Source organism: Streptomyces sp. NPDC002577, assembly GCF_053594815.1.
In genome coordinates this window covers 12470-30209 of sequence record NZ_JBSFWK010000075.1, presented here as the reverse complement: position 1 = coordinate 30209, position 17740 = coordinate 12470, and the positions used below count along the sequence as shown (strand labels likewise).

At 67.1% G+C, this 17740-nt stretch carries 22 protein-coding genes and 1 pseudogene; 8 read left to right on the top strand and 15 right to left on the bottom strand.

What is annotated here, in order from left to right; all coding sequences use genetic code 11:
* Nucleotides 1-87: pseudogene (locus ACWD4J_RS42725) on the top strand (ABC transporter permease); the annotation flags it as partial.
* 212 nt (nucleotides 88-299) lie between these two features.
* Here ACWD4J_RS42725 and ACWD4J_RS42720 read toward each other — a convergent pair.
* The 4 genes from ACWD4J_RS42720 to ACWD4J_RS42705 form a co-directional block, all read right to left on the bottom strand.
* Nucleotides 300-1004: a glycoside hydrolase family 11 protein gene (locus ACWD4J_RS42720; RefSeq protein ID WP_451400954.1), complete on the bottom strand. Its 705-nt coding sequence runs from the start codon at nucleotides 1002-1004 to the stop codon at nucleotides 300-302.
* A 1024-nt stretch (nucleotides 1005-2028) separates the two neighbouring features.
* Nucleotides 2029-2304 (bottom strand): hypothetical protein, encoded by a 276-nt coding sequence (locus ACWD4J_RS42715; protein WP_451400953.1) that lies wholly within the window; start codon nucleotides 2302-2304, stop codon nucleotides 2029-2031.
* Between the two features lie 293 nt (nucleotides 2305-2597).
* Nucleotides 2598-3125 carry an AAA family ATPase gene (locus tag ACWD4J_RS42710; protein ID WP_451400952.1) on the bottom strand — a complete coding sequence of 176 codons (528 nt, stop codon included), beginning with the start codon at nucleotides 3123-3125 and terminating at the stop codon, nucleotides 2598-2600.
* 74 nt (nucleotides 3126-3199) lie between these two features.
* Complete coding sequence (locus tag ACWD4J_RS42705; RefSeq protein ID WP_451400955.1) at nucleotides 3200-3604, bottom strand: anthrone oxygenase family protein; 405 nt, start codon at nucleotides 3602-3604, stop codon at nucleotides 3200-3202.
* A gap of 576 nt (nucleotides 3605-4180) precedes the next feature.
* Between ACWD4J_RS42705 and ACWD4J_RS42700 the strand changes: the two genes are divergently transcribed.
* Entirely contained in the window at nucleotides 4181-5329 is a 1149-nt protein-coding gene (locus ACWD4J_RS42700) for an FG-GAP repeat domain-containing protein (protein ID WP_451400951.1), read from the top strand.
* A 75-nt stretch (nucleotides 5330-5404) separates the two neighbouring features.
* Here ACWD4J_RS42700 and ACWD4J_RS42695 read toward each other — a convergent pair whose 3' ends face one another.
* From ACWD4J_RS42695 to ACWD4J_RS42685, 3 genes are all read right to left on the bottom strand, one after another.
* On the bottom strand, nucleotides 5405-5911 hold the full coding sequence (locus tag ACWD4J_RS42695) for a hypothetical protein (protein WP_451400950.1): 507 nt from the start codon (nucleotides 5909-5911) through the stop codon (nucleotides 5405-5407).
* Nucleotides 5912-6115: 204 nt separating this feature from the next.
* Nucleotides 6116-7102, bottom strand: a complete 987-nt coding sequence (locus tag ACWD4J_RS42690; protein ID WP_451400949.1) for a peptidase — start codon at nucleotides 7100-7102, stop codon at nucleotides 6116-6118.
* Nucleotides 7103-7130: 28 nt separating this feature from the next.
* Nucleotides 7131-7460 carry a hypothetical protein gene (locus ACWD4J_RS42685; protein WP_451400948.1) on the bottom strand — a complete coding sequence of 110 codons (330 nt, stop codon included), beginning with the start codon at nucleotides 7458-7460 and terminating at the stop codon, nucleotides 7131-7133.
* A gap of 451 nt (nucleotides 7461-7911) precedes the next feature.
* Here ACWD4J_RS42685 and ACWD4J_RS42680 point away from each other — a divergent pair, with 451 nt between their 5' ends.
* Nucleotides 7912-8547 carry an HAD family hydrolase gene (locus ACWD4J_RS42680; protein WP_451400947.1) on the top strand — a complete coding sequence of 212 codons (636 nt, stop codon included), beginning with the start codon at nucleotides 7912-7914 and terminating at the stop codon, nucleotides 8545-8547.
* Between the two features lie 109 nt (nucleotides 8548-8656).
* Here ACWD4J_RS42680 and ACWD4J_RS42675 read toward each other — a convergent pair whose 3' ends face one another.
* The 4 genes from ACWD4J_RS42675 to ACWD4J_RS42660 all read right to left on the bottom strand — a co-directional run bounded on the left by ACWD4J_RS42675 (nucleotide 8657) and on the right by ACWD4J_RS42660 (nucleotide 10858).
* Complete coding sequence (locus ACWD4J_RS42675; RefSeq protein WP_451400946.1) at nucleotides 8657-9193, bottom strand: DinB family protein; 537 nt, start codon at nucleotides 9191-9193, stop codon at nucleotides 8657-8659.
* A 77-nt stretch (nucleotides 9194-9270) separates the two neighbouring features.
* Nucleotides 9271-9444: a hypothetical protein gene (locus ACWD4J_RS42670; protein WP_451400945.1), complete on the bottom strand. Its 174-nt coding sequence runs from the start codon at nucleotides 9442-9444 to the stop codon at nucleotides 9271-9273.
* A 126-nt stretch (nucleotides 9445-9570) separates the two neighbouring features.
* Nucleotides 9571-9975 carry a TolB family protein gene (locus ACWD4J_RS42665; protein ID WP_451400944.1) on the bottom strand — a complete coding sequence of 135 codons (405 nt, stop codon included), beginning with the start codon at nucleotides 9973-9975 and terminating at the stop codon, nucleotides 9571-9573.
* A gap of 1 nt (nucleotide 9976) precedes the next feature.
* On the bottom strand, nucleotides 9977-10858 hold the full coding sequence (locus tag ACWD4J_RS42660) for a TolB family protein (RefSeq protein ID WP_451400943.1): 882 nt from the start codon (nucleotides 10856-10858) through the stop codon (nucleotides 9977-9979).
* 423 nt (nucleotides 10859-11281) lie between these two features.
* On the opposite strand from ACWD4J_RS42660, the gene ACWD4J_RS42655 reads away from it, so the two are divergent.
* Together ACWD4J_RS42655 and ACWD4J_RS42650 are read left to right on the top strand one after the other, a co-directional pair.
* Nucleotides 11282-11644 (top strand): DUF952 domain-containing protein, encoded by a 363-nt coding sequence (locus ACWD4J_RS42655; protein ID WP_451400942.1) that lies wholly within the window; start codon nucleotides 11282-11284, stop codon nucleotides 11642-11644.
* Between the two features lie 176 nt (nucleotides 11645-11820).
* Nucleotides 11821-12144, top strand: a complete 324-nt coding sequence (locus tag ACWD4J_RS42650) for a DUF5131 family protein (protein WP_451400941.1) — start codon at nucleotides 11821-11823, stop codon at nucleotides 12142-12144.
* Here the strand turns inward: ACWD4J_RS42650 and ACWD4J_RS42645 are convergent.
* Nucleotides 12096-13040: an alpha/beta hydrolase gene (locus tag ACWD4J_RS42645; RefSeq protein WP_451400940.1), complete on the bottom strand. Its 945-nt coding sequence runs from the start codon at nucleotides 13038-13040 to the stop codon at nucleotides 12096-12098. The two genes, ACWD4J_RS42650 and ACWD4J_RS42645, sit on opposite strands and share 49 nt — an antisense overlap.
* Nucleotides 13041-13233: 193 nt before the next feature.
* Here ACWD4J_RS42645 and ACWD4J_RS42640 point away from each other — a divergent pair, with 193 nt between their 5' ends.
* Nucleotides 13234-14112, top strand: coding sequence for a helix-turn-helix domain-containing protein (locus ACWD4J_RS42640; RefSeq protein ID WP_451400939.1), 879 nt, complete (start codon nucleotides 13234-13236; stop codon nucleotides 14110-14112).
* Nucleotides 14109-14513, top strand: a complete 405-nt coding sequence (locus tag ACWD4J_RS42635; RefSeq protein WP_451400938.1) for a DUF2255 family protein — start codon at nucleotides 14109-14111, stop codon at nucleotides 14511-14513. The genes ACWD4J_RS42640 and ACWD4J_RS42635 overlap by 4 nt, the downstream gene beginning before the upstream one ends.
* A 93-nt stretch (nucleotides 14514-14606) precedes the next feature.
* On the opposite strand, the gene ACWD4J_RS42630 is transcribed toward ACWD4J_RS42635, so the two are convergent.
* Nucleotides 14607-14882 carry a hypothetical protein gene (locus ACWD4J_RS42630; RefSeq protein ID WP_451400937.1) on the bottom strand — a complete coding sequence of 92 codons (276 nt, stop codon included), beginning with the start codon at nucleotides 14880-14882 and terminating at the stop codon, nucleotides 14607-14609.
* On the bottom strand, nucleotides 14879-15655 hold the full coding sequence (locus ACWD4J_RS42625; RefSeq protein WP_451400936.1) for a class I SAM-dependent methyltransferase: 777 nt from the start codon (nucleotides 15653-15655) through the stop codon (nucleotides 14879-14881). The genes ACWD4J_RS42630 and ACWD4J_RS42625 overlap by 4 nt, the downstream gene beginning before the upstream one ends.
* A gap of 149 nt (nucleotides 15656-15804) precedes the next feature.
* Here ACWD4J_RS42625 and ACWD4J_RS42620 point away from each other — a divergent pair, with 149 nt between their 5' ends.
* The gene (locus tag ACWD4J_RS42620) at nucleotides 15805-16656 is read left to right on the top strand and encodes an arylamine N-acetyltransferase family protein (RefSeq protein WP_451400935.1); all 852 of its coding nucleotides are present in this window, start codon (nucleotides 15805-15807) and stop codon (nucleotides 16654-16656) included.
* 381 nt (nucleotides 16657-17037) lie between these two features.
* On the opposite strand, the gene ACWD4J_RS42615 is transcribed toward ACWD4J_RS42620, so the two are convergent.
* Nucleotides 17038-17574: a GNAT family N-acetyltransferase gene (locus tag ACWD4J_RS42615; protein WP_451400934.1), complete on the bottom strand. Its 537-nt coding sequence runs from the start codon at nucleotides 17572-17574 to the stop codon at nucleotides 17038-17040.
* Between the last annotated feature and the right edge of the window lie 166 nt (nucleotides 17575-17740).

Genomic DNA, 17740 nt, shown 5'->3' with positions numbered 1-17740 from the left:
ATCTCGTACTGCCTGCAGCAGCTCCAGCAGCTGCTGTTCTCGATGTGCGCGCTGGTCGTGATCCTGCTCGCCTTCGGAGTGCCGCCGCGCCACAGGTACGGTGTTCGCGGTGTTGCCAGTTTGGTTCGCTGTCAGTTCGCGCTGCCGGTGACCGTCAGGCAGTCGGGATGCCGCTTGCCCGGGGCGTCACACCCCGGGTGTTGCGGCTGTCGTCGGGGAGGTGGCGAGCGCCTGACTGCCGGTCAGGGTGGCGCTGGTGTCTCAGGCCCGGGTGGTTTTCCCAGGGGTGGGGACGTTGATCAGCTCACGGTGAGGTTGGAGCTGCCGCTGCTCTGGTACCCCTCGGTTGCGAGGATCATGTAGTAGCTGAAGCTGCCCAGGTTCATGCCGTAACGTGCCCAGGCGTCGAAGTGGTTGCCGGTGGTGATGCTTCCGCCGGTCCTCTTCGACTGCCGGACGCTCCAGTACTGGTTGAAGGTCTTGGTGCCTTCGACGGAGGGGGCGTTGGTCCGCGTCGTCTGGTAGATGTCGTACGTACCCCCGTCGGTGGTGACGGTGCCCTTGTACGTTCCCGTGGGCCTGTACGTGCCCCAGTTGTCGACGATGTAGTACTCGACGAGCGGGTTCGAGGTCCACCCGTAGAGGGCGAGGTATCCGTTGCCGGACGGGTTGAAGCTGCCGGAGTAGTTCACGGTCCTGCGTGAGCCGTTGCTCCAGCCCTTGCCGCAGACGAAGTTCCCGCAGTTGGTCCACGAGGTGCTGTAGTTGCCGCCGGATCCCAGGGTCATGGAGACCGAACCGCCGCCATCGGTCCAGAACGAGTAGTAGTACCCGTTGTTGGTGCCCGTCTGGTTCGTGGTGATGGTCGTGGCGGCGTGCGCGGTGCCGGGCAGGATCAGCCCGGTCGTGGCCAGCGCCAAGGCGCCGGCACCCCCGATGAACCCTCTGCGGCTGACCGGCTGGGCCGGTGCCTCGTCGTTCATTTGGGCAGGGGTGTTGTCCATGTGCATGCTTCCTCCTCGTGAAGGCCGGCAGCAAGGCCAGGCAGCCTGATCCGACTCAGTGGCCTGTCAGTGGCCAGGGCGACTCCGACCACACGTCGACGCTCGTCCAACGCCGACGTGTGATCGGCCGGTTCTTCGTGCGGTTCAACGACCGCAGATGTTGGTCTCGCCCTGACGGCCTGTCAACAGTTTCCGCAAGGATTCCGAAAGATCTGACTTGGCTTGGGATCCGTTCGAGGCGGCATCATGCCTGGTAGATAGCCCTTTCAAGTTGATCGAGTCCGGGGTTGATCGCGGGAAACGTGGCTCAAAGCGCAGGTTCTGCGCCAACGTTGCCAAAAAGTTTTCGGAGACCTTCCGGGTCGTGCTGCGCGGGACGCGGTGAGGGGAGGGCATGTCCGCGGCTGGTCGGCCGCGGTGGGCGGTGGCAGGTACTCGCTCGTTTCCTGTCGCGTGCGCCTGGGTAGGAGTTGGCACTTCCAGTGCCTGTCCGACTGCCACCGCTTCATGCGTTGAGCGGTGAATACGGTCTCCGCTGAGGCAATTGGGCCGCACGGGACCAAGTCGCCCTCACAAAAGCTCAGTTCCTGGCCTTCTGCTGGACCACGGCATTCCGGTGCGCCTCAGCGTGCGTGATTCCTCGGCAGAAATCGCGCACGCTGAGGCGGAACCCCAGAGGGTATTCGCCCGAGTTCCTCGCCGCAGCGCTCCATCGCCTGCGCCTGAGACCTGCGCTTGCGCCTTTCGATCATTCCCCAGAAGGACCGTTGGACGCCTTCGCCCGATACCTGATCGAGCTGCCCGGCAGTCTCGGCGGGGCCTAATCAGGGCCCATTCTCCATCTACGCCGAGTCGCCGGGGACGCGACTGGACGTGGCAGCGCCCAACGTCGAAGGCCGTAGCACGGCACAGCGCATTTCAGCAGCTTCATCAGGGCCGTCACCGGGCTGTCGGCGACCGAGGAGAGCGATGTCGGCATTCAAAGCGGCGCAGTCCGTAGGGACCTGATGGACGCCTACTGGTATCAGCCCCCGGGCGAAACAGCCGCCGCGACCGAGTAGGCGACCACTCCGTGCCCGCACGGGAAGAAGTGATATCGGATCTCGTCTGAGCCCCCGGAGCGCACATAACTGCCGACCGTGCCGCGGCAGATCGGGCACATGGGCAGCGGCCAGTCGTGCGGATACGGCACATTGCCGGCTCCCACCGCTGCCTTGCGCAGCTCAAGAACCTTGTCGATCGCCTCAATCCGTTCCCAAGGGAGGATCAACCGGCCGTCAAGGTCTCGCTCCTTGTCCATGCGACGGGAGCTTATCGGCCATCTTCCGCCAGGACGACGAGGTCTTGGCCGTGCCGACCTGCCGCGGTGCGATGCCCTGCGCCATGGTGCCGCTGACCACCCGGTAGCGGCGGTTGGGCACGTGGCCGACTTTGGTGATGTGCACCGTGAGAGGTCCGGCCCGTTCGTATCGTTGGGTGGCACCGTGGCGGGCGAGGAGGTCGGTGTCCCAGCTCGCCACTTCGGTGAGCGTCAGGCTTGATACGACCTACGGGTGAGTAGTGGCCCGGCGGGTCTGCGGAGGAATGGCCCAGTCATCCACGCCGACCTGGAGGCGGTTCGTCGAAGAGACCAAGCTCGTCATCGTCGGGGGCCTGGAAGAGTTTCACATATTCTTCCAGCAACTCGCGGCTGATCGGGACAGTCCCCTGTTCGCCCTTCCCTGTGCGGGCTTCGAGACGGCGACACAGCTCATCAATCGGCACGGCAAGGTAGTGCAGTTCAACGGGAACGCCGAGTGCGCGTGCGCCAAGGCGCTTCTCGTTCCGCTCGGAACGCGCCCAGAAGCCGAACTCCAAGATCACAGTCTGTCCGAGCCTCAGCAGGTCCTGTGCATGCTCCCAAAACCGCCTCTCAAGTCGGTCACGTGTCAGTGCATCGAACAGGTCGATCCCGAGATGCGCCATCCATTCGTCCGGGCACAGGCGCACCGCTGGGATCTCGCTCGCCAGGCGCTTGGCCAGCGTTGTCTTCCCGGAGCCAGGAAGCCCGCACAGCAAGATCAGTCTAGGTTCGGGGCCAGTATCCATCAGGCGCCTCCACGGCACCGCAGGCAGCGTCATTCAGGAATGCTGACGCAACTGCCCCAGTCGACGGAAATGGTTTCCGATGACGCAGACCCGGTGCTGCCGGGGCGTCACATTATTGCGAGGACCAGCAGCACGAATGCCGTGACGATGACTCCGACGCGCACATAGTGGAACCGGTCCCAGCGGCCGATCTGCTGCTTCCAGTCCGCCGGGACGCTGTCCTCGGTCCACTGGGCGACGCGGGAGTTGATCGGGACGAGCAGGGCGATCGACATCAGCACACTCAGGATGAGCAGAGCGGTGGCCGTGACGACGAGCCCCGCCCCGGCGTCGCCCCACGCCACGGCCGCCCAGGCCGCACCGAGTACGACCGAGCCGATGTACCAGAACGGCATCACCTTGCCGAGGACCCGGGCTCCGTCGCTGCGGGCGGCGAGGCCGCCGTCGTTCGGCAGGCGGTCGAGGATCGGGTTGACGAAGGCCGCCACCGCGAACTCCACGCCCACCAGCATGCCGACGATCACGACTGTGGTTGGAGCCGCTCGGTTCCACGTCCATGCCCCAGGGAACTTCTCGGCCGACGTCGCGCCTCTCCTGGCGCGCGACCACCTCCGGGCCTACCGATGATCATTTTGACAGTCATGCGCCCGGTGGCAGGATTCCTGCCCGCGCATATGAATCGCATCCCGGAGGACGTGTGCCTCGTGGTTGGCTCCGGCGTGCAGCGGCACATTTTTCACTACCGCCCTAAGAGGGATTTGTGCGCCAATTCTTTTTTCTAAGCGGGCATCGCTGTTGACCGCTGGTCTGTGAGGCTGCACCGTATTGGGTGCTTTCCTTTACCGGCCAATCACCATTTCGAGTGGCCTGGTGAAGGGTGGTTTGTCGGCTGCCGAGCCGCCCCAACGGTGGCGATTCGTTTCTGCACTCCGCCCGGCTCCTGCTTGCCGATTGAGTACCTGTCAGCACCCATCGCTCGAGGCTTCCCGTCCGCGAGCGAAAGCCGCTGCTGTATCGCGTAGCGGCCGCTATTTCATGTGTTTTCGATAGTGGGCCGAAAGGCGATATAAAGGCGCGGAGGAGGATTCATGAATCAGAAAATTCCGGACGTCAGGCGCCGGAGAGGCCGCGGATTCGTCGTGGCCGTTGTGGCGACGGCCGCGGCGCTGTTCGCTGCGCAAGGAACAGCGTGGGCGGCTGACCCGGACTTCGCCAGCCATGTGGACTACGCAACTGGTGACAGTCCGGCGCACGTTCTGGTGGCCGACTTCAACGAGGACGGCTTCAACGACCAGGCCACGGCCAACAACGACGACGACACGGTGTCGGTCCTGCTCGGCAACGGTGACGGCACGTTCGACACCAAGGTCGACTACGAGACGGGCGACTTCCCCAACGGGATCCAGGTCGGTGACTTCAACGAGGACGGCGACGTCGACATGGCGGTCTCCAACGCCTTCGACAGCACCGTGTCGATCCTGCTCGGCAACGGTGACGGCACGTTCGACACCAAGGTCGACTACGGCACGGCCATCTCGCCGTACAAGCTGACAGTGGCCGACTTCGACGAGGACGGTCATCTGGACCTGGCGGCGCCGGGGTTCGACTCCGACATGGTCTCGGTGCTGCTGGGCAACGGTGACGGCACCTTCGATGCCAAGACCGACTACGCGACGGGCTCGCTGCCCTACGCGGCCGCGGTGGGCGACTTCGACGAGGACGACAACCTCGACCTGGTCGTCTCCGACTTCGGGGCGGACACCGTGTCGGTGCTGCTGGGCAACGGTGACGGCACGTTCGACAGCAAGGTCGACTACGGGACGGGTGCCTTGCCGACCCAGCTGGTGGTGGCCGACCTGGGCGACGACGGTCATGTCGATGTGGCCGTGGCCGACCTCGACGCCGCAACGGTGTCGATCCTGGACGGCCCAGGTGACGGCACGTTGGGTACCAACCGGGACTACACGGTGGGCACCGCGCCGTTCTCCGTGGCGGTGGCCGACTTCGACGGCGACTCGGCACCTGACCTGGTGACAGCGAACGCCGGCGACGACACGGTGTCGGTTCTGCCGGGCAGGGGTGACGGCGCGTTCGACCCCAAGGTCGACTTCGCCGTCGACAACGGCCCGTTCGAGGTGGCGACCGGAGATTTCAACGGGGACTCGCGCCCCGACGTGACGACCGCAGCCATCAGCGGAGACACCGCGTCGGTGCTGCTCAACACCACAACTCCATAGGGTCATAAAGGCCTTGCCGACGCGCCGCGGGATGTTCCCGAGCGCGTCGGCAAGGCCGGGTCGGTCCTGTGAAAGCTAGGCGGCAGAGTGGGTCAGCGTGCCGGTGTAGGTGCCGGTCACTGCGCTGCCCGGCACCGACATCGTGATGGTGGGTTGCCAGGTCACGCTGGCGGTGGTGGAGACCCCCGTGTAGGTGCATGCGGTCCGGGCCGTAGCCAGGTCCTGCGCATCGGCGGCGGTGGGCTGCCCGGGAGTCCAGGTGCCGGAACCCGTTTTCGTCACGATGGGGCCTGACCAGTACGACAGGTGTTCGTTGGTGATCGTCTGGGCAGGGGTGCCTGCGCCGGTGGTGAAGTTGGTCGCCGACACCGTCGTGACCCAGTTGCGCGTTCCCGAGTTGGCGACCGTGACGTTTCCGAGTTTCACGGTCGCCGTCTGTCCTGGATGAGCCGACCCGATGTTCGCACTCGCCGGGACCGTGACCACGGGGGCCAGGAGGGCCGTTGGCACCGTGAACACCGCGCCTGCGGTCATGGCGTGCGCCCCGGCCGGCTCGGCCGGGGGCACTACCAGGCAGCTCATGCACAGCATGCCTCCAGCCCCGATCCGCAACGTGATGCGGGGCCATGAAGGGGATCGCCGACCCAAACCCTTCGCTCCTCTCCGAGTCACTGTAATGAGTGATTCTCACCACCCACCTGGTGCCTCGGAATTGCCCGGGAGAGGTGTCGGCGTTCCGACGCCGGCAGTTCACCCGTTCAGGCCGCAGCTGTGTCTCACTGCCGGCTAAGCGGCCTTCCTCCAGCGCCGCATTTTGAGAAGGAATCCGGTCAATCCCGTGCCGACGGCCACGACGCCGGCCACGCCGTACCAGAACGTGCGGTCTGAGGGGTCCCCGATCAGTGCGCTGAGCGTCCCGCCGGGTGGCGGGAACGTCAGGCGGGCGCTGATGCTGCGCTTGACCAGTCCGCTTTCCAGCTGCAGTCGGGCCTTCCACGGGCCCGCGGGCAGACGGCCGTCGAGGCCGTCCACGGTCACCGTGCCCTGACCGCCGGGGGGCAGAGTCATGCCCTCGGTGATCGGGTGGGCGCCTGCGCTCAATCCGCCGGGGCCGTCGGTGAGGAAGAGCTTGCCTTTCAGGTCCAAGGCGCGTCTGCCGGTGTTGCGGACATGTGCGAGGACACTGGGCCGGCCGTCCCTTGCGCGGTGCGCGTCGAGCTTGTCGATCCGGAAATCGGCGTACTCGCCGCTGTTGCCGATGTCCAGATACACCCGCACGCCGATGCGGATGATGCTGCCGATGTTGTGTGTGGCATCTGGCGGCGCTCCGCTCTCGGCCCAGACGACCGCGTAGCGTTCTCCGGGCATCGCGGTGTCAGGGACTTTGATGGTGATGTGCGCGTCGACCCTCTGATGCGGGGCGAGCCGTACCACCGGAGGGTCGACGCGGGTCCATTCGGTCAGTTCGTTCGGTGTGCGGCCTTCGGCGAACACGAACTTGTTGCTCGCGATAGCGGCCGCGGCCGGATACAGGTTCACCTCACGCTTGGCTTCGCTGTGGTTGCTGACCTCGAACCGGCGGTGGATGGTGGTTCCCGGCTTCAGGTGGTCGACGACATAGGTCAGCGCACGAGGGTCGTCACGCCGGACCACCGGTGCCTCTAGGAGACGGAAACCGATGAATCCGGCGTCTTCTTCATCGTCGGAAAAGGCGGCGGCCGAGCCCGTGGTGCCCAGGAATGCACTGGCCAGCACAGCCAGGGCCGCGCCCATGAGGCGAAGTGTGTGCACGGTTGCGCAGTCAGGCTACCGAGTGGGTGATCGTGCCGGAGTAGGCACCGGATACGTTGCCTGCCGGAATTGCGACGGCCACTTGAGGGTTCCAGCTGACGGAGTTCGCGCCGTCACCAGCGGTCCGGGAGAAAGCCGTTCGGGACGAGGCAAGAGTTCCGGCGGCCCCGGCGACGAAGGGGCCGTTGACCGGGTTGATCGCTGTCCCAGGGGTGTAGGTCACGTTGGCGCCTGCGATCGTCTCGGCGGTGGTGCCGCCGCCGGTCGTGAACGCCGAACTCAAGGACACCGTGGCAATCCATCTGGTGGCCAGCTCCGAACGCTGGTCGTTCACCGTCACGTTCCCCAGCGCGCCACTCGCCGTACCGCCTGGAGCGGCCGAGGAGAGAGTGGAGGTCGCGGGTGCGCTGGCAGTCAATCCTGTCGTTGCGGTGACCGTGAACGTGGTCACGGTGTCGGCCGCTGTCGCTGGCACCGAGGTCAGCATGAGAGCACCGGTCGCTGCGATGGCAGCAACGGCCGCGTTTCGAATGCGCATTCCCACTCCATACAGGTCTCTGACGACGTGGTCAGAGCATCTATAACTCTCCCGACGACCACTGCTCGAGCAGACGTTTTAGTGATCACGCCATAGAAGTACCGAACCAGGGGCATACAGTCGATCCTCACCAAGACCTGCACTCGACCGTACGAACGCCTCAGGGCGTGTATGGGAAGTACGCGGAGGCCGGTCACGTTCCGCGCGGCGGTGGCATCCTTGGGCCGTGCACTCATCCGATCATGCGGGCGCCGTGTTCTTCGATGTCGACGGCACCCTCGTCTCAGGTTCGAGTTCGGCGGTCTTTCTGGCCGGCTTCCTCGGCCATCGGGACGACGTGGCCAAGGCGGAGGACGCCTACGCCTCCGGCGACCTGGACAACCGACAGGTCTCCGAGATCGATGCCAAGGGCTGGACGGGCGTGCCCGAGGAACAAATCGCGGGCTGGCTCGACGGGCTTCCCTTGGTCTCGGGTATCACGGAGACCGTGGCCTGGTGCCGGCAGAACGGGTTGGCGCCCATGCTGGCAACCCTCGCCTGGTCGCCAGTCGGCAGCTACCTGACGGACCGCTTTGGCTTCCACGCATTCAGCGGACCTCGGCTGGAGACCACGGACGGCCGGTTCACGGGTCGTGTCGCCTGCCATTTCGACGAGTACGACAAACGAGATCTCGCCCTTGCTCAGGCCCGAGAGCTGGGGGTTTCTCCCCGCTCGTGCGGGGCCGTCGGAGACAGCCGCTCAGACCTGCCATTGTTCGCATCCGTCAGGTTGAGCGTGGCGTTCAATGCCTCGGCAGCAGCGCGGGAGGCGGCGACCGTCATGGTCGACGACGACGATCTGCGAGCTGTGCTCCCCGTGCTGAGCCGGTTGGTCACCGCCACTCGCTGACGGCCGTGACCGGCTTTTTCTGCCGGCCCGCTGTCACGACAGCCCGCTCCCGCCACTGTCTTACGCCCGGACCGGGTAACTCCTCGCCGGGGGCGATCTGGCGGACCGGCTATTCGCCTGTGGTTCCGTCGATGGCCTCGCGGAGGAGATCCGCGTGGCCGACGTGACGGGCGTACTCCTCGATCACGTGCTCGAGGACGAACCGCACATCGGTGTCGCCGTATTCCCGGTTCGGTGCGATGCGCGCGGGGTCGGCGGTGACCGTTGCGAAGGCCAGCCGCGATTCCTCGCAGGCCTTCAGGTAGTCCTCGTAGACATCCTTGGCCGGCGTGGCGTCGGACTCGTCGTACCACTCGCCACCGTCAGCGGTGACGTAGGTCCGGTAGGGGAAGAAATTCGGCGTCGTGCCGGCCAGCGTGCGCTGGAACCAATGTCGCTCGACTCCTTGCAAGTGGCGCATGAGCCCCAGCAGGGTCAACCCGGAGGACCTCAGGGGGCGTTGCCGCAGTTGGGTGTCTGAGAGACCCTCACATTTCCACAGGAAGGTCGCCCGGTGGTAATCAAGGTTCGAGGCGATCACTTCCAGCCATGAGCCCGACAATCTGCGTTCGGGGCGAACAATCTTCTCGACGACAACGTCGCTCACGCTGGAACTCCCCCTACTTGTCATCCGTGTCCGCGGGCGATATTGGCGGGGTCTGCCACCTGAATCCGGGGAACGGCCTACTCCTCGATGTTCTGCTTTCGGCTCTTACCGGAGCCCCGCACCAGTTCGCCCGCCACAAGGGTTGCGGTCGCCACGGCGCGTACCCACCGAGGGCCGCCGCGCGCCGCCCACACCACCGCGCCGCACCCGGCCACCGTGAGGGCCAGGACCACGCCGAGCAGTACCACCATCAGATTCTCCTCCCCTGGTCGCGCAAGGATACGCGGACGCCGACGCCATTCGATGGTCCGGCCCTGTGGTCACAGGAGGGTCTTCACGGCGGTTCAGGAGGGCGACATCGCGGCGGCCGTCAATACTCAGCGAAGGTAGCGGACGTAGACGTGCTGGGAGTCGAAACTGTCGCCCGGCACCAGGTCGTATGCGTAGGAACTGAAAGCGACCGTACGGCCGTGCCGGTCGAGCACCGGGAAGGACGGCGAGTACTGGCTCTTGCCGCCCTGGACATCGGGGCTGGCGAGAACCGTACGGCCGGTCCGCAGGTCGTGCACGTACACCTGCGCGTCCTGGCCGGGGTCGTCCGGGTCGGACGCGATGAACGCGACGTGGCGGTTGTCCGCACTGAGTGAGGGGTAAGTGGCCCAGGCGGCTGGGTTGGTCATGTCGATCCGGCGCAGCGCCCCCGTCTTCAGGTCGCGAACGAAGACGTTGTGGCCGTTGTTGGTGTCGCCCGGTATCAGCTGCGAGTCCAGCGAACTGAACACCCTACCGGCCGTTCGCACTGACTTGCATGTACTCGGTGTGACCGTCGGAGACCGCACCGTCCGGCGCCTTGTCGACCTGGATCAGCTCGCCGCTTGGCACGTCGCGGACGTAGACGTCGCTCCAGTCGTACCGCGAGGGGAACGGAATGAAGAACTGGTAGCCGACCCGGCTGCCGTCCGCGCTGATGGACGGCTTGCCGGCCGAGCTCTTCGCCGCGCCGGGTTCGGGTATCTGGCTGATGCGGACGGCCGCGCCGGTCACGCGGTCGACGCGGTAGACCCGGCCCCGTCCGTCCTCCACCGGTGTGGGGTCCGAGCGCTGGGCGACGAAGGCGACATAGCGGCCGTCGGCGCTTATCGCGGGCTGGCCGCCGGAGTCGTAGCCCGTGTCGAAGGAGTCCCTGAGCCGCTGGATGGCGCCGGTCTTCAGATTCTTCACCCACACGTGAGTGTGGCCGCCGGTGTCGCCGGATGTGTAGTTGCCTCTCGAACTGAACGCCAGGTACCGGCCGTCGGCGCTCAATGAGACTTCGAAGACGGATCCGTCCCCCAGGCCCCCGTCTGCGGCGGTGCTGACCAGACGGGTGGTGCCGGTCTTCAAGTCGCGTACGAAGGCGTCCGCGACACCGTTGGTGTCACCCTTGACCAGGTTGTCCGCGGCCGAGACGAAGGCCAGATAGCGGCCGTTGGCGCTCAAGCTCTGCCCGCTCGACCCCTTGTTCCCCTCCGTGCCGTCCGGTGCGACGCTCGCCTTCTCGGTGCGCGGCACCGGCTTCGGTGACGCCGTCGCGGGCAGCGCGGTGACGCCGCCGATCGCGAGGGCCAGGGCAGCGCCGAGCGCAGCCCTTCTGCCGATGGTCGTGCCCTTCCTTGCGGTCGCCATGATCTCCCCCTGTTTCCCCGTAAAGCGCTTGTTCCCCCGGCCCAGCGCCGGGGCCACCGGGATACAAACGCACCACGAGCACGAAGGTCAATCCGCCGTAACGCGTACAACCCGGACGGTGCTTGAGGCGTCATGGGGTGATGGCTGGTGCTCGAACTGCCAGTAGGCGCTGCGGGGTTGATGACGGGCGGGGTTGACGACGGGCAGTGTGGGAAGCGGCCGATGCTGAGTGCCGCCCGTTGGTGCGTCCGGTGCGTCCGGTTCATTTGGGCGTGCCGTCCCCGGCTGTCCGGCGTCCCTGTCCGCTGCGGGGGCAGGCGGCCGTTCGCCTGTGCTTCGCTTGTTGCGGGCGATGGCGCGTCCTCCCGCTCCGGCCGACGCCGCCGCCGCCCCGGCCACCCTCGGCCCCTGTTTAATCGGGTCATGATTCAGCACGTCGTACCCCTCGCCGAGTGGAACAGCGCTCCCGAGCAGCCGTACAGCCCCGCATCGCTTGAGGAGGATGGTTTCGTCCATTGTTCGCCCGACGAGGAGACCACGCTCGCCATCGTCAACGCGTTCTACCGCAGCGCGCCGCGGCCGTTGCTGACGCTGGACCTCGACGAGGACCGGCTCACCGCGACGACCGAGTGGGAAGCGGCCGCCCCCGCCCCGCCGCCGGGAGTGGCCGAGGACGTCCTCTTTCCCCACGTCTTCGGGCCTCTCAACCGGGACGCGGTCGTGCGGGTCCGTGAGGTTCAGTGGGACGAGGGAGGGCGCGCGATCGGCCTGGAGGAGGTGGGTTGACCGCCGTCCTCGAGCAACGGTGAGGCGATCCGCGCGAGTGTCGCACGCGAGTTTGATTCCCTGTGCACCGATGTGCACCGAGTCGGTGACGGCGGACCCTGGAACCGTGAGGGCCTTGTGGTCCGGGACGGTCCGGTGCGGCCTCGTCGTCCAGCCCGTCACGCTCTCTGGGGCCGGTGCCGTCCCTGGATCTGTCGGGGATCGACTGGGTGATTGTCGGCGGCGAGAGCGGCTCGGCTCACCGGTCGCTGGACATGGCCTGGGTCCGCGACATTCGAGACCGGTGTGTCGATCTCCGGGTGGCCCTGTTCTTCAAGCAGGTCGGCGGGCTGACCCCGAAAGCCGGCGGCCGTCTGCTCGATGGCCGGACCTGGGACGAGTACCCCGCCACGGCGGCCGTGGCGGGGTGTGAAACTGGCGAGCTCGCGCAATCAGGACATCCCCGAGGTCTTTACCCGTCGCGGGGTGCTCGCCAGTCGGTGATGAGGTGGGTGGCGTAGAAGTCGGTGAGCTTGTCGATGGCGGGGTCGATGTACTCCTTCTTGTCGTAGAGGTCGACGTGACTGGCGCCCTTGATCCAGTGGATTTCCTTGGGGCCGGTGGCGCGCTGGTGGGCCTCGACGGCCATCCACGCGGTGACGGCGCGTTCGCCGATGATCTGGAGGATGGGGCGGGGGCCGATCAGCGGGACGGCGAAGAAGGCGTCGTGGAAGGCCATCCTGTCGATGCTTTCCCAGGCGAGGGTCTTCGCGGAGCGCTCGTGCTGGCCACGCGAGGTGCAGTAGTACTCGAAGCCTTCGACGCCGTGCTGGCCGCCGAGCGCGCGGGCCTGCTCGGCAGTCTCCGGAAACATGGTCATCATGCCGGGGTCCTCGCCGCGTGCGGCAGCGCTGCGGGCCGCTGCCGCGGCGTCCAGCAGGGCCTGGAAGACGGCCGGGTCCTGGGTGCCGTCGGCGCCGAGACGGAACTGGCGTGCGGGCTCGGCGGTGGACACGGTGGCCACGGCCTTGACGCGGTGGTCGCCGCCGGTGGCGGCTAGCGAGTAGCTGCCGGAGGCGCAGATGCCCAGTAGCCCGATGCGGTCGGCGTCGACGTCGTCGCGGGTGGTGAGGTAGGAGACAGCGGCCTTGAAGTCCTCCACCCGCTGGGCGGGGTCTTCCAGGCCACGGGGCAGGCCACCGGACTCGCCCTGGTAGGCGGCGTCGAAGGCGAGGGTGACGAACCCGCGCTCGGCCATCCGCTGCGCGTACATGCCGGAGGTCTGTTCCTTCACGCTGGTGCCGGGGTGACCGACCACGAGCGCCGGCCGCGGACCCGACGCCGGCCTGTCGGGGGTGTAGAGGTGGCCGGCGAGCGGGATGCCGGCGCTGTCGAAGCTGACGGTGGTCCTGGCCATGAGGGACTCCCTGAGACTGTGATGACGTGTCGTAACGCACCGGCGCGGTGGACTCGGGGTCCGCACCCTGCCGGGCACACATCCACGTTCTGTCAGTCTCCGCACGAGCGGGAGAGCCAGGTTTCTGCCTGGGAAAGAACTTGCCCCCTCACACATGTGCCGTGGTCGTCGCGGCGCAATGACACTTAGGAGCATGACTTCAGACTCCGACTCCCGGGCGCTGGGCGCCTTCCTCAAGGCCCGCCGGGCCCAGCTGACACCGCGGGAGTGCGGCCTTCCCGAGACGGACTCCGCCCGCAAGGTCGCTGGACTGCGTCGCGAGGAGGTCGCCCAGCTCGCCGCCATCAGCGTGGACTACTACACGCGACTGGAGCAGGGCCGCGTCCGGGCGTCCGTACCCGTGCTGATGACCCTGGCCCGCGCCCTGCGCCTCGACGACGACCAGCAGAAGTACCTCTACGAACTCGCCGGCCGAACCGACGCCCACCCGCGCCGCCGCCGACCCGCCCAACGCCTGCGTCCGGCCATGCGACGTCTGCTCGACCAACTCACCGAAACCCCCGCGATCGTCCTTGGCAAACGCCTGGACATCCTGGCCTGGAACCCCGCCGCCATAGCCCTCTACACCGACTTCGCCGCCCTACCGGCGAACCGGCGCAACTACATGCGGCTGCTGTTTACGAACCCGGTGGTCCGGCAACTGCACCAGGACTGGGCCCACGACGCCCGGGAAGCCGTCGCCGCGCTGCGCATGGAGGCCGCGGCCGACCCCGACGATCCCGACCTCGCCCAGCTCGTCGGTGAACTGTCCCTCCAGGACCCCGACTTCCGCACCTGGTGGGCCGAACACCGCGTCAACAGCGCCAGTTACGGCACCAAGCATTACCGTCACCACCTGGTGGGCGACCTCACCCTCGACTGCGACACCTGGACCAGCCCTGACGGCTCCGGACAGCGCCTGATGATCCTGACCGCCGAACCCGGCAGCCCATCCCACGACGCCCTGCGCATCCTGAGCTCATGGACCACCCGGCAACCGAGCACCGACCGGACGGAGGACCTGACGCGATGACCACCTGGACACCCGAAGATCTCGCCCTGCTCACCGGGTCCGGATCCCTCGTCCTGACCGCCGGGGACGACGCTCACCCCGGCGTCGAGCTCGGTATGGTCCTGGTGGGCGGCAAGCTGTACGTCCGCGCCTACCGAGGGGTCCGCTCCAGCTGGTACCAGGCGGCGCTGAAGCACAGCCACGGACAGATCCGGGTAGGGGCCGTCACCTACGACGTCCTCCTGGAAACCCGTGACACCAGGCCAGCCTCCGAGATCGACGCCGCCTACCGGAACAAGTACGGACAGGCGGCCGGCGCCCTCGCCGCGAGCCCCGCGGCACACGCCGCGACGATACGGATCGACCCGGCGCCCTCATCGAACGGCGTCACGAGCCTGCTCTGGCGCGTACGGCGTCGGTGATCGAGTCCATCCGCGACACCTTCGCCTCGGCCCGCCTCCACCGCGACCGGGCCGTGGCCCTGATGATGCAGGCCGACATGTTCGACCCCACCGTCAGCGATCCCTCGTACGCTGGACTGCGGCGAACGCGACGCCGGCGCGGGTGTAGCGGACGTTCTCCGGGACACCCTCGTCGGCCTGGAAGGTCACCCGCACGCTGTTCTGGCCGAGGGTCCAGCCGGGGCGGGCGAAGAACACCTGGCGGACCTTGGCGAGGCGTTCCAACGGGTTGTACGAGCCGTTGTTGGGCCGGTGGCAGTCGGTCCACTCGTTGTCGTCCACCGTGTACACCAGCGGGTCCTCGAACTGATCGAAGTTAGACTTGATCATCTGGAAGTATGCGTCGCTGCACACCGTTGAGCCGTTCTTGATGTCCCCGAGGTGGGAGACGAAGGTGACGTCGGGGTCGGCGTTGATCTGGCTGATGACGTGCGGGAAGTCGGCGATCTCGGCGTCGCCGTAGGGAGGTCCCGCTCGACTTCCTTCCGTTCCAGAAAGCGCAACGTCGAATCCGACGTCAGCACCTGTCCGTCCGCTGCGAACCCGTAGGTCCAGCGGAACGTCACCAGGGGCAAGCTCACGTCGATCAACTGGACCCAGCCCTCGACGGAGCCGACGCCCGGGATCTCCGTCACGCGGTAGGAGTTCTCGCGGGTCCACTCTTCCCAGGCGCGTCTGGCCGGGTCGCGGGTCTCGAAAACCAGGTGCCCGCCGGGCCGTAGTGCTTCGTAGGCTCCGTGCAGCGTCTTCTGCCATGTGTGCGGATCGGCGATGGCCTGGGCAACATTGGCTGTCATCGTCGCCAGGTCAACCTGCAGCGGCGGGAGGTCTGTCGCGTCGCCGCAGATCCAGCGCACTCGCTCACTGCCCGGTTTGGCCCGGGCGACGTCGACGGACGCCAGAGCGGGATCGACGCCGACGGCCTCGATCCCGCGGTCAGCCAGGAGAAGTGCGAACACCCCTGTGCGGCAGCCGATGTCCAGCACTCGGCGCGCCTCGAACTCCTCCGCGATCCGGAGGTAGGCATCGAGATCGCTGCGGTCGGGGTCGAGCGGGTCGTAGATCGCGGCGAGCCGTGGATGCGCGAAGCAGTCGTCAGCCATGCGGCCGAACGTATGCAGAGCTGGGCCCGAACAGCCACTTGGTTTCGCCGTGGCTGGAGTGCAGTGGTCGGGGGTGGGTGTAGTACCCAGGGGCGTGGGACGGGCGGTACCGGTGGCTATAGTGATCCGTTCGAACGGCGAGGGGGAGCATGATCGACGTCGACGGGTATCTGGCCGTGCTGGGGGTGGCCCGGCCGGCGGCTCCGACCGCCGAGGCGCTGTGGGCGCTGCACCGTGCGCAGGTGGAACGGGTCGCCTACGAGACCCTCGACAACCAGCTGGAACGGCCGACGGGCATCGGCGCCGCGGAATCCGTGGCCCGGATCTTGCGCGGGCGCGGCGGCTACTGCTTCCACCTCAACGGGGCCTTCGCCGCGCTACTGACGGCCCTCGGCTACGACGTGACCCTGCACCGGGCCGGAGTGCAGGACGAGGTCGAGGACCCCGCGGGCCCAGGCGGCGACCATCTCGCACTCACCGTGGGGCTCGACGGCGAGCGGTGGCTGGTCGACACCGGGCTCGCAGGCGGCATGTACGAGCCGCTGCCGCTGCGCGAAGGCACGTACACCCAGGGGCCGTTCACCTACGCCATGGCCCCGTCGGCGGTGGTGCCCGGCGGCTGGCGGTTCACCCATGACCCCCGCGGCGCCTTCACGGCGATGGTCTTCGCGCCCGAGCCCGTGGAGCTGTCCTCCTTCGCCGCGGAGCACCACCGGCTGTCTTCTTCCCCCGAGTCCGGATTCGTCAGGGTTCTCCAGGTCCAGCTCCGCGACGCCAAGGGCGTGGACATGCTGCGCGGCTGCGTGCAGCGCCGGATCGACGCCGAAGGCACGCACGAGTGGATCATCGACGCGGCCGCCGAGTGGTACGACGTACTGGCCGATGTGTTCCATCTGAACCTGACAGATGTCGACGCCTCCACGCGGGCCCGGCTATGGCACCGCGTCCGCGCCGAACACCGGGAGTGGGAGACTGCGAGGCAGCGTGCAACCACGCTCTGACGGGCAGGTGCGGGACGAGCGGGACGAACTCGCCGTCGGCGACTGAGCATCGCGCATCTGGACTGGGAGCCAACCCGCTCCCCGAGCCACTTCGGGACCGCTCGAGCCACTTCGGGACCGCTCGAGAGCGCCAGGAATCAACGCGCTGGCCAGGGAAAACGCTCTCCATACTGGCAGGATCAGCCGCCGAACCTCATTCGGGGCGAAGCGGTCATAGGTTCAAATCCCGCCACCCCGACAGTAGAAGACGTTCATGCTGCTTCGCCTGTTCTACCCGCCGCGGAAGACCGTCGACTTCGTGCAGGACGGACTCTTCGCCACCTGACACGGCAGGGCCGCCGACACCGGCTGGACGACTCATGAAGATCTTGGGCTCCAGCCCTACGAGTTCGGTTTCCAGTCCTGGACGAGGAGCCCGAGCAGTACCTCGTCCAGGAACTCGCCCAGCACCCACGCCGAGGAGCGCAGCACGCCCTCGCGGATGAAGCCGTTGCGTTCGGCGGAGCGCAGCATCGCGTGGTTGTCCGCCAGTGTCTCGATCTGCAGCCGCTGCAGGCCGCGGACCACAAAACCGTAGTAGCACAGCGTCGCGACCACGTCCGTGCCGTAGCCCTTGCCGCGTGCCGCCGGCAGCAGCCCGAGTCCGATGTGGGCGGACCGGTGGTGGTTGTCGATGCCCCACAGCGTCGCGGTGCCGACCAGGGCGCCTCCTTCCAGCTCCACCACGGAGAACGCGACGCTGCCTTGCGCCGTGTCGTCCACCACGAGCCGCGGGTCCTTCGAACCGGGCGAGATCGGCCGCCACGGCCCCGCCTCGGCCCGCGCGGAGTTGACCACATCGTCGTAGAGCTCGGTCCGCAGAGTGGGGATGTCGTCCTCGTGCCGTGCCCTCAGCCCGATCTTGCTGCCCTTTAGCATGCGGACTTCCTATCCGATCTGGCTCGCCTACGGCAAACGAATATATGGACAGCCCGAGTTGACGCGGTGGCGGCGGCAGCAGTCGTTGAGCGAGACGCCCGAAAACCGGTGGCACGGCCCCGTTGCGCGTCATTACCGTCCTGTCGGACCAAGTCGTCGAGGCAAG